7 protein-coding genes are annotated in these 11,132 nt (G+C 33.0%); 3 read left to right on the top strand and 4 right to left on the bottom strand.

All coding sequences use genetic code 11. From position 1 onward, the window contains the following. Positions 1–13 precede the first annotated feature (13 nt). Genes QWY99_RS07795 through QWY99_RS07785 form a run of 3 tightly spaced genes read left to right on the top strand, consistent with a single transcriptional unit; the run spans position 14 to position 3,141 of the window. Positions 14–1,273 carry a DUF4374 domain-containing protein gene (locus QWY99_RS07795; protein ID WP_290263431.1) on the top strand — a complete coding sequence of 420 codons (1,260 nt, stop codon included), beginning with the start codon at positions 14–16 and terminating at the stop codon, positions 1,271–1,273. Between the two features lie 7 nt (positions 1,274–1,280). After that, positions 1,281–2,438 (top strand): PepSY-associated TM helix domain-containing protein, encoded by a 1,158-nt coding sequence (locus QWY99_RS07790; RefSeq protein WP_290263428.1) that lies wholly within the window; start codon positions 1,281–1,283, stop codon positions 2,436–2,438. Between the two features lie 13 nt (positions 2,439–2,451). After that, complete coding sequence (locus QWY99_RS07785) at positions 2,452–3,141, top strand: hypothetical protein (RefSeq protein WP_290263425.1); 690 nt, start codon at positions 2,452–2,454, stop codon at positions 3,139–3,141. Positions 3,142–3,182: 41 nt separating this feature from the next. On the opposite strand, the gene QWY99_RS07780 is transcribed toward QWY99_RS07785, so the two are convergent. The 4 genes from QWY99_RS07780 to QWY99_RS07765 form a co-directional block, all read right to left on the bottom strand. Continuing rightward, the gene (locus QWY99_RS07780) at positions 3,183–5,264 is read right to left on the bottom strand and encodes a protein-disulfide reductase DsbD family protein (protein ID WP_290263423.1); all 2,082 of its coding nucleotides are present in this window, start codon (positions 5,262–5,264) and stop codon (positions 3,183–3,185) included. 128 nt (positions 5,265–5,392) lie between these two features. Then, positions 5,393–8,200 carry a M16 family metallopeptidase gene (locus QWY99_RS07775; RefSeq protein ID WP_290263420.1) on the bottom strand — a complete coding sequence of 936 codons (2,808 nt, stop codon included), beginning with the start codon at positions 8,198–8,200 and terminating at the stop codon, positions 5,393–5,395. 367 nt (positions 8,201–8,567) lie between these two features. After that, on the bottom strand, positions 8,568–9,599 hold the full coding sequence (locus QWY99_RS07770) for a TlpA family protein disulfide reductase (protein ID WP_290263418.1): 1,032 nt from the start codon (positions 9,597–9,599) through the stop codon (positions 8,568–8,570). Between the two features lie 105 nt (positions 9,600–9,704). Beyond that, positions 9,705–11,126, bottom strand: coding sequence for a RagB/SusD family nutrient uptake outer membrane protein (locus QWY99_RS07765; RefSeq protein WP_290263416.1), 1,422 nt, complete (start codon positions 11,124–11,126; stop codon positions 9,705–9,707). Between the last annotated feature and the right edge of the window lie 6 nt (positions 11,127–11,132).

Genomic DNA, 11,132 nt, shown 5'->3' with positions numbered 1-11,132 from the left:
AAAATAAATAACAATGAAAAATAGATTTTTAACTACGATACTATCCTTAACAATGGGTGGTTTAATGCTTACATCTTGTAGCAATAATGACAATAATGACACAACTCCAACAGATCCTTCTGCAACGGGTAAATATGTGCTTTTAACCTCAGAGAGTACAACCGCAAATGCTGGTTACTATGCTGCATACACAAATTTACCAACAGGTGCTGTAGATAATATTGGTGGCTATTCGCTACAAGCACGTGCTTATGGTGGTTTTAGACATTACAAAAACTGGATTTTTAATAAAGCAACCCTATCGGGAGAAACGGGCGTTGTTCGTTTTTCTTTAAATCCATCTGGAATATTAGAACAATCTGGCTTTATTAAATGTGGGACATCGGCACAAAACTTAGTGGTTGATGAAAACACTGGTTTTTATTTTGATGCTGATCGTGGAAAGACAAAAATTCAAAAATTCAATCCTACTACTATGAAAAGAACTGGGGAAATTGATCTGTCTGAATTAGTAGAAAAAGGCACCGGAATTAGCACTAACGTAACTACAGGCGATCAGACAATTGTAGCCAAAGAAGGCAAGCTATTTGTAAATATTAACTATTCTCGCGAAGGGGGTGCTGGCTTTAATGACAATACTCGCAACTATACTTTGGCTGTTATTGATATTGCAACTAGCAAACCTGAGAAGACTATTGTGCATTCTTTTGTAAAAAATCAAGGACATGCTCGTTCTGAATTTCCTGCTTGGACTCAAGCTCCTGATGGTAGTATTTACTTAGTAACAACCGGTTGGGACAATAACAATTTAGGCGTATTAGAGCCACAACCTTCTACAATCTTCCGTATTAAAGCGGGACAAACTGATTTTGACCAAAGCTGGTTTTTAAAATCAACTGATCTGGGTATGCCTGCAGGTGCTCAACTTTGGAGTTTAAGAGTTTTTCATGGAAAATTATTTGTTGATGTATCTGAGAAAAAGGTCGAATTGCCTTCATACAGTAACCTAATGGATATCATGTACCGTTTTTATGCTGTAGATATTGAGAGTAAATCATCTAAACAAATCACGGGGCTTCCTTTAACAACTTTTGGTTTTACCATAGGTAATTTAGAGGTAATTGATGATGCTTTGTTTATTCGTATTATCAATAAAAATGAAGGAATTAATGGGTATTATAAATTAAATGCAGATGGTGTTTCGGCAAGTCAAGCTTTTACTATTTCACGTGGTGGAGAAGTTAAAGGTTTTGTTCGCTTGTCTTCTAATTAATTGATGAATGGCAATACAAGATAAAAAACAAAAAAGTACTTGGCGAAAGGTTAATAATTGGCTTCATCTCTGGCTAGGTTTAACCTCTGGAATTATTGTTTTTGTCATCTGTTTGACTGGGACGGCCTTTGTCTTCCATGATGAAATAAATAATTTCGTTAACAGAGAGGCTCGTTTTGTTAAGGTTGAACATGGTGCCGAAAAGCTTCCTGTAGATTCTATTTTAGAAAGTGTAAAACAGCAGTATCCTAAAATTATGCTGATGCAATATACAAGCTATAAAGATTCTACCAAATCAGTGAAAATTATGTGTTTTGATCGCTCAGCAACGCCTACGTTGCTGGGTTTAGGAAACATTTACGTGAATCCTTATACTGGACAGGTATTAAAAATGGATTTTACTTATGGTATCTTCCGATTTATTGCTGAGGTACATGCCAATCTTTTATTGGGTAAAGTAGGTGCGCAGATTGTACGCATTTCTACCATAATATTTTTAATTGAATTGATATCTGGCCTTATCTGGTGGTGGCCAAAAAAATGGAATAAAACCAATGTTAATAAGAGTTTTAAAGTAAAATGGAATGCCAACTGGAAAAGGTTAAATATTGACTTGCATAATGTATTGGGCTTTTATGCAATACCATTGGCTATCATCTTAACCATCACCGGATTGATTTTAACTTACGAACCTGTAAAAAATGTGTTTTTCACTGCTTTTAGTGGCACAACAGAAAGAGTCAGTTTGCAAAAATCATTACCAAAGGCTGATAGCACAAAAGTAGCCTTATCTATAGCTGCTCTTTTAGTTCCTTATGAAAAAGCTGACGTTCCTCAAATTACAATTGGTATTCCAAATCCAAAAACTGGAGCGCTTATGATTCGTACAGAAAAGGAAACTAGTATGGTTACTTACAGAGGTGACATTGACTACGTTAATAGGTACACTGGTAAAAAAATAAATTTAACCCCACAGTTACTAACAGAATTAAAGATGGAGAATATGAATTTATCACTTCATCTGGGTACTTGGTATGGTTTACCAGCCAAAATAGTAACTTTTATAATCTGTCTTATCTGTACCAGTTTGCCTATTACAGGTTTTATAATATGGTACAATCGAAAGTTTAAGAAAAAGAGAACATCAAAAATTATTAACACATAACATTTAGCTATTTATGAAATTATCACGAATCATATTATTTAGTATTCTACTTTTTGGCTTACAAAATTGCATCGCTCATGCACTTTGGGTTGAAACCAATGCGCAAGGAAAAAAGGGAATCTCTCAATCGGTAAAAGTATATTTCGCTGAAGTTGGCGAAAAATGGGAGCCCGTAAATGGTCAAGAATGGGCTATGGTGAAAAACTTCGAACTGTGGTTACAAAGTCCTAAAGGCGAACTAAGTCGTTTGGAAGTAAGTCCGCAACAAGATTATTATCAAGCCAGTTTTACTCCTAAGGAAGACGGAATCTATCAGGTCATTGTAAAAAATACTTCTATTGGAGCGTTAAATTTTCCTAATACGCCACCTTTCATTCCTTATTTCTATGCAAAGTCTGCTGTACAAGTTGGAAATATAAAATCGAAAGTAGTGGCTTATGAATTACCCTTAAATTTTAATTTGATTCAAAAGAAAATCAATCTTGTTGTACCGCCTTATGCTGACGGAAAAGCTGAGGTAAAACTTTTTACTCCTTCTGGGGAATTAAAGACTTTTAAGAATTTACAAAATGGAATACTAGATTTTGATTTTGCAGAAAAAGGAATCTATCAAATCGAACTTCAAATTAAAGACGAACGTCCGGGTAAGGATTATGAATTTGCTTTTCATAACTTGACTTCAAATGTATTAGTTTCTAAATAAAAGAAATGGCCACCTTAACAAGGCGGCCATTTCTTTTATTACTACTTTTTAAAAGCAGCTACTCCGGTTTTTAACCAATTATGGTATTCATCTGCATCGGGAGTGTATGCAACTGGATCTAATAAATTATCTCCGTTATGATTTACTAACACATAAAAAGGCTGTGCGTTTGTTTTATATTTTATAGTTTGAAATTCACTCCATTTCTGACCAACATATTTTATTTTCTTACCTGGTCTTAGTTTAGAATCAACTTCTTCACCAGGCGCCAAAGGTCTTTTGTCATCTACATATAGGGATATAAGTACCACTTCGTTATTCAGTATGGATAGAATTTGCTCTTTTGTCCAAACTTGCTGTTCCATTTTTCGGCAGTTTACACAAGCATATCCTGTAAAGTCAATTAGAACTGGTTTGTTTATTTTTTTAGCATAAGCCATTCCTAATTCGTAATCATTAAAGGCTAAAATATTATGTGGTGCCATTAAATGTGCTCCTTCTGGAATTTCTCTCCCTGCAGTTGCCCCTGCATCACCGCCTTTACTTGAACCACCTACTCCATAAGGTGATTCGCTGTAATTTTGTGGTGGCGGAAAAGCACTAATAATGTTTAAAGGAGCTCCCCATAAACCAGGAATCATATAAATGGTAAACATTAATGAAACTAAACCTAAACTCAATCTTCCCACAGAAATATGTGTAATTGGGGAGTCGTGTGGTAATTGTATTTTTCCGAAAAGATAAAAAGCTAGCACACCAAAAATTGCAATCCATATTGCTAGAAATACTTCACGTTCTAAGAAATGCAATTGTAAAACCAAATCGGCATTTGATAAAAATTTAAATGCAAGAGCCAATTCTAAAAAGCCCAATACAACTTTAACGGTATTTAACCATCCACCCGATTTTGGCAATGAATTTAACCAACCCGGAAATGCTGCAAACAAAGCAAAAGGTATAGCCAAAGCCAATGAAAATCCTAACATACCGATTATTGGACCAACTTGATTGCCGCCTGCTGCTGCTTGAACTAATAACGTTCCCACAATAGGACCTGTACAAGAAAAAGAAACAATTGCTAATGCTAATGCCATAAAGAAAATCCCGATAAGACCTCCTTTATCTGCTTTAGTATCTACTTTATTTGCCCACGAATTTGGAAGCATAATCTCAAAAGCTCCCAAAAACGAAACGGCAAAAACCAATAATAATACAAAGAAAATAACATTGAACCATACATTGGTTGAAAGCGCATTTAAAGCATCTGATCCAAAAATAGCACTAACTAAAGAACCTAAAAGAACATAGATGATAACAATCGAAAATCCGTAAATAACAGCGTTTTTAATCCCTTTAGCTCTGTTTTTACTTTGCTTTGTAAAGAAACTCACTGTCATTGGAATCATTGGAAAAACACAAGGCGTCAGTAAGGCTGCAAATCCTGAAAAGAAAGCGATAATAAATATGGCTAATAAACTTCTGTCTGAGGCTTTGTCATTTTTCTTCGCAATTCCCTTATCATCCAAAGCTATTTTATTTTCTACTTTAGAAACAGTATCTGCCGAGATTTCTTCTTTTACAACCGAATCAGTTAAAGTTGTATTTGAATCTGTTGTGGTAATTATAGCAAGTTCTTTTTTATCCTCTTTTACTTCAACTACCTCAGTAATTTTAGTCTTAGGAATAGAGAAACTTAAATCTACATAAGTTGGTGGTAGGCAATTGGCGTCATCACAAACCATAAATTCTACTTCACCTGTAATTTTAAAAGCATTATTAGAAAGCACATTAATTCGCTGTTTGAAAACGGCTTTACTTTCAAAAAACTTAATCTTCATGTTAAACACAGGATCATTAACAGTTCGTCCGGTACCTTCTGTTGGTTTTCCAACCAATTCAAAATTGGCATTTTTAGCAATGGTAAATGCTGTGGGCACAGGTCCGTTTTCTGGTACACTTTGAGAATACAAATGCCATCCATCTGCAATGGTGGCTTCCATTACTAAGTCATATTTAGTATCAGATACAAAGACAACTTCTGTAGTCCATTTGACTGGTTTGTAAATTTGAGAAATAGCATTAACACTTAAAAGAAGTGCTAACAGTGGTATTATTTTTTTCATTAGAATATAATTTTATGCTATAAATAAAGGGGCCATTTTGATAATGACCCCATAAATAAACTTCCGTTGATTGTTTACTAATCCAAAAGCCTCCAATATAAAAGCAACAACGAAAACCTTTTACTTAATTATTTTTTAGGTTTAAATACAAGTTCATAACTCTGCGCATCTTTCATCAATAAGGCTGTAAATTTTTTAACATCACTAGGTGTAATTGCTCTAATTATAGCTGCATTATTTTTTGCATCATTTCTGTTATATCCTTCAACAAAATAGTCGTAAAGTACATTCAGTTCATAACTAGTATATTCTTTTTCTTCCTTTACATCTTTCAAATTACTGGTTAATGCCTTGTCTAGATCTTCTTTATCAATTTCACCATTTTTAATTTTATTGATTTCTTGAAAAACAATCGAAACTAATTTTTCTGCCTTATCAGGATCACAATCAAAATAAACATAAAAAGTAGCTTGCTCTTGTGGTCTTTTAGTCAATGAGCTGTAAACACTAGCTCCGTAAGTTCCACCTTCTTGCTCTCTTAGCGTTTCTAACAATTTCATTTCTAAAACATCTTGAAAAACTTTTATTAAGTAGGTGTTTTTTAAACTATATTTCACTGGCTTTTTAAAGGCGATACGTACTGTAGCTTTTGGATCTTCCATTGGCAAAAGCACCTCTTTTTTATTGCTGTCCTTTAACCATGCAACAGAATTATTTTTCCAACTTTCTTTATTTTTAGTTGTTGGTAAACTAGCAACATATTTTTCTAATAAAGGTTTAAGAGTTTCTTTTGGAATATCTCCTGTAATAAAAAATATAAAGTCTGCAGGGTTACTAAAACGATCTAAGTAAATTGATTTTATTTTTTCAAGAGAAACCTCTTTTACAAAATCCTCATCAAACAATCGTTTTTTAGGATTATTGAATCCGTACAAAGTAGTTGTCAAACTATCTTGCATTTTGTAAGCAACATCACCTTTACGTTGCAATAAACTATTCTGTAAATTATTTTTTAGAACCTGAAAACTATTCTCGTCAAAGCGTGGTTTTACAAATTGTAAATGCATCATCTGGAACATCGTTTCGACATCTTTGGTTGTAGAAGTTCCTGATACGTTTTCTTCTAAATCGGTAATACCAACTACTGAATTTGCATTTTTCCCTGCTAAAACTTTAGCCAAATCGGTAGCATTATAATCACCTAAACCTGACATACGTGCTAAGCTACTTACGAAACCAGCTGAAGGAAGGTCTGCGTCTTTCAACATTGAATTTCCTCCAAAACTTACTGCTTCAAATAATACATTGTTTTTTTCGATATCAGTAAATTTATAATTAACCACTACTCCATTGCTTAAAACAAAAGTTGTAGCATCAATATCTTTAATATGCTTTTCTGAAACAATTTTACCTGGTTTTATAACAACATCTGAAATCAATGTTTTTCCAACAAACTCATCAGTATAAGCAGTTAAAGTCGCATCATTTTCTACAGTCTTTATAGTATTTAGTGCCTGTTCTTTAGTAAGGTTCTTATCTCCTTCAACTCCTGTTACATCTAAAACTCTATTGTTTTCTGTGTATAATTTTTTGATGAACTCGTGAAATTCTGCAGGATTTGCTTTTTCAAAAATTGATTTAAAAAGTTCATATTCTTTAGCAACATCAGTCATTGCTTGATTTTCTAAATAATTTTTGACGATGGTATTTACAATTTCATAATGAGGAATCTGATCTACTTTACTAATTTTAGTTTGATAGTGATTATCATAAACAGCAATCGTTCTGTCAATTTCTGCTTGTGTAAAACCAAATTTCACCGCTCTGTTTAACTCTGTAAGAGCCGTTTTAAAAGCTTCTTCTTGTTTGTTTGGCTTAGGAGAAATCGTTAATCCGAACGTGTTCTCTGTACGAGCTAAACTCTGATAACTAGCTGTAGCAGAAAAAAATGGTGCATCTGGTTTTTGTGCAATTTCTTTTAGTCTTGAACTTAACATTCCAGATACCATTCGGCTAAAAGCTAACTCTTTATAATCGGCAACCGTTTCGTCTTTTAATGATTTCGGTTGATTAATATTAAACGAAATATTTGATGTTGTTACTTCAGTATCAATTCCTAAATTATAAAGCATTTCTTTATTATCAGGAATATCAATAACTGTTCTCTTAATCGGATTAGCGATTGCTGGAATAGTTGAAAATAATTTTTGAATTTTTTGCTCTATTTCGGCAACATCAATATCACCTACAATGGCTATAGCCTGTAAGTCTGTACGATACCAATCGTGATAAAAATCTCTTAATGCTTTGTATTTAAAATTATCGACAACACTCATTAAACCAATAGGCATACGATCTGCATATTTGGTATTGTTAAACATTGTTGGCAATGATTTTTTAAAAAGTCTCATGTCCCCATTTTGTCTGGTTCTCCATTCTTCTTTTATTACGCCACGTTCTGCATCAATTTCAGCATCTGTAAGCAATAAACCATCTGCCCAATCGTGTAAGATTAAAAGTGAAGTATCTATTAATCCATCTACATTGGTTGGTATATTATCCATGTTATAAACCGTTTCATCAAATGCTGTATAGGCATTGATGTCTTTCCCAAAAACGGCACCATGTTTTTGAAGGGTATTTAAAACTCCTTTTCCAGGAAAGTTTTTAGTACCATTAAATGCCATATGTTCTAAAAAGTGAGCCAATCCTTGTTGGTCATCATTCTCTAAAATTGAACCTACATTTTGAATAATATAATAGCTGGCCACGTTTTTAACTACATCTGTTTTGTAGATGTAATACGTCATTCCGTTTTTAAGAACTCCTTTTTTAATTTTAGTATTTACTGAGAGCGGGTCGTTTAATTTTACCTCTTGTGCGTTCCCATTATGGAATGCCAAAAAAAGAGAAAATACAGTTAATAGTTTTTTCATGTTTTATTTATAGTAATTTTTGGTGTATTCTTGTTTGTTGCAAAATTAGTTTCTAATAAAAAAATATGCTAGCTTTTTAACTAATCTATAATCCCTGTTGGGTGTAATTACTTCGTTAATTTGCTTCGCAAAAAAGGTATTTAACACCTGAGACATAGATCCGATTGCTATCGAAACTAAGTGCTGAAATAATTACATTCTATGGGTTAAATAATAATTTTATGCATTGTTTCTTTTTCAAAAAAGGCAATAGTAGCCACTACCCTATTTAAAAATGAATTTAAAAGAGGAAATGAAAATTAAACGACTGTAAGTTGAGTTACAATCGTTTAATTAATAGAAAATAAAATGTGAACTTCTAAATAAATTAAATATCTAGTGTATTTAATAATTCAGTAAGTTCAGGTTCCGAAGGTCTAGGAGCGTCTGAACTAATTATTTTACCTTCCTTGTCTAATACAATAAAGCGTGGTATTCCCTGTATATAGTATGAAGTTATAAATGTAGATTTAATCTCTTTGTCTGCTAAAAGCTGAACTCCTGTTAATCCTTGCGCTTTTATCATGTCTCTCCACTTTTTTTCATCGGCCAAGCGGTCAACAGAAATACTTACAAATTTTATATTTTTGCCGTGAAATTCTTTCTCTACTTTTGCTAAATAAGGCATTTCATATTTGCATGGTCCACACCAAGTTGCCCAAACATCTATAAAAACGTAGCTTCCTTTAAAATCTGAAAGTGAAGACTTTCCTCCTTTATAATTAATATAATTTGTAAAAACTGGAGATGGCATTCCTACTCCTAATTCGCTATTATTAATTTGCTGTTTAGTATATTCTGATGCTAAACTAGTATTAAACTCTTCTAGTTTTTTTAATTGAGTTGTAGTAAAGTTTGGATCTAAAACCGATTTCTTTTTATCTAATTCAACCTTAAAATTATCTGAAAATTGCTTCATTTTCTCATCGAATACCTTTTTCTCTACGTTTAAAAACTCCAAATAATCTGCTCCAAATAAACCGCCTTCTAACTTAGCCTTAAGTCCTAGAAAAGAATTCTCTTCTTGTCCCTTACCAATAATTGTGATAGTTTTAGAAACATTTTTTGCATCAAAATTAATTTCTAAATCCATTCCCTTGGTAAGGTACAGTGAAATCAATTTATCATAGAATCCATTAAAATAAGTCGCTTTTTCTAACTTAATAGTGTCTCTATACGTTCCGTCTGCTCCAACTTTGAATGTAAACGATTTTGCACTCACTGGGTCAAAAAGTCTAAATCCTAATCCTTCTATTGGATTAGTTATTTTTCCATGTACTACCGCATAATCCTTTGGTGGATCTGCTTTCTGAAAAGAAAACAATACAATTAATACAGCTATAAATGATAATTTTTTCATTTTTTTTAATTTTAATTTATTGGTTAAAAGAGGAGTGTGCATAATTTATTAAAATCATTTTATCCACTATTGTTTGCACACTCCTCGTTTAAAAGTCAGTTTGGCTTAATAGCCTTTATTTTGAATAAGTGTTTTGTTTCCTACTAGTGCATCAAGAGGTATTGGTAATACAAACTGATTAACTGAAATTAAGCTTGGTTTAACCGATGAAGCTACAAGATCTCCTTGTGTGTGATAACGTACGATATCAAACCAACTTTCACCATTTTCAAAAAACAACTCTAATAGTTTTTCTTGACGAATGTCGTTTAATAAAGTTGCTTTATCAGAAAGATCTTTTTCGGTTACACCAGCACGGTTTCTAATATCGTTTAGGTGCTGTAATGCGATTGAAAGATCACCGCCTTGTTTGCGCGCTTCTGCTTCTGCTTTTATTAAATATATTTCGGCTAAACGCAAGTGATACAACGTATTTCCTTGTGATGACAATACATTTAAAAATGGGTATTTGCCATTATTATTTGATCCTTTGGTTTTATCAGCATAAGCAAAGTTAAAACGAGGGTCATAACCTGATCCATTACCTGTTAATACACCATCTGTTGAAGCTCCAACTTGATCATCTGCAAGCGTTTTTAATGTTTGGCTGTAAGAAGTATTTATAACCAAATTCATGTTCGTTTTACCTTCATTATCAGGTCCGGTATGTGGAGCAAAAATTACTTCTGATGAATTAAAACTGTTCTTAAAAATAGCACCATATTGTGCTTCTAATTCATATCCTTCATCGTTAAAAAGTACTTCATCTGCTAAATCTGAAGCTTCAGCAAATTTTCTTTCATATAAATATACCTTAGCAAGTAATGCTTTTGCAGCTAAACTTCCTGAGTAAAAATGATCTATATAAACAGGACCATTTGCTGCAGCATATACCAAATCTTCTTCGATTTGTTTGTACACTTCTGCGACTGTATTTCTAGGGTTTGCTTCTAATTCGTCTGAAAATTTAACTCTTAAAACCACTCCATAAGTTGAGTTTAAATCATAAAACTCCCCAAAATAACGCAGTAAGTTAAAATGTGCAAAGGCTCTTTGAAACTTTGCTTCCGAAAGTATTTCGGCTTTTCTAGTATCCGAGATTCCAACAGCTTTTCCAGCTTCCAATTCACGAATTATAAAATTGGATAAATTGATAATCTTGTATTGCCCATTATATAATTTAGCCAAAAAGCTATTATTGACAGGAACTTCATTTATATTAAATCCTCTTTCTCCAGTTAGTCCCCCCCCTCTAATAATTCCTTCATTTCCATAAGCGGCTAAATGCAATGGGAAAAAACTAACATCAAATGCTTTTCCTAAAGTATAAACACCATTAAGAACGAGTTGTGCCGAAGCCTCATCTCGTATTGTGTTTTCTACCGTTAGTTTATTAACGGGTTTAATATCATCAATATCGCAACTACTGATAGTAACAGCTAGCGTTAGGAATAAAACCTTAATACTATTTTTTATAATTAATTTCATCTGTAT

This window comes from Flavobacterium branchiarum, from assembly GCF_030409845.1.
In the GTDB taxonomy this organism is placed as follows: domain Bacteria; phylum Bacteroidota; class Bacteroidia; order Flavobacteriales; family Flavobacteriaceae; genus Flavobacterium; species Flavobacterium branchiarum.
This window is presented reverse-complemented; position numbering and strand designations above follow the sequence as displayed.

Coding starts and splice junctions, on each gene's coding strand:
- QWY99_RS07775 (WP_290263420.1), bottom strand. CDS start 8,200: ATGAAAAAACTATTAACTGTATTTTCTCTTTTTTTGGCATTCCATAAT.
- QWY99_RS07780 (WP_290263423.1), bottom strand. CDS start 5,264: ATGAAAAAAATAATACCACTGTTAGCACTTCTTTTAAGTGTTAATGCT.
- QWY99_RS07770 (WP_290263418.1), bottom strand. CDS start 9,599: ATGAAAAAATTATCATTTATAGCTGTATTAATTGTATTGTTTTCTTTT.
- QWY99_RS07790 (WP_290263428.1), top strand. CDS start 1,281: ATGGCAATACAAGATAAAAAACAAAAAAGTACTTGGCGAAAGGTTAAT.
- QWY99_RS07795 (WP_290263431.1), top strand. CDS start 14: ATGAAAAATAGATTTTTAACTACGATACTATCCTTAACAATGGGTGGT.
- QWY99_RS07785 (WP_290263425.1), top strand. CDS start 2,452: ATGAAATTATCACGAATCATATTATTTAGTATTCTACTTTTTGGCTTA.
- QWY99_RS07765 (WP_290263416.1), bottom strand. CDS start 11,126: ATGAAATTAATTATAAAAAATAGTATTAAGGTTTTATTCCTAACGCTA.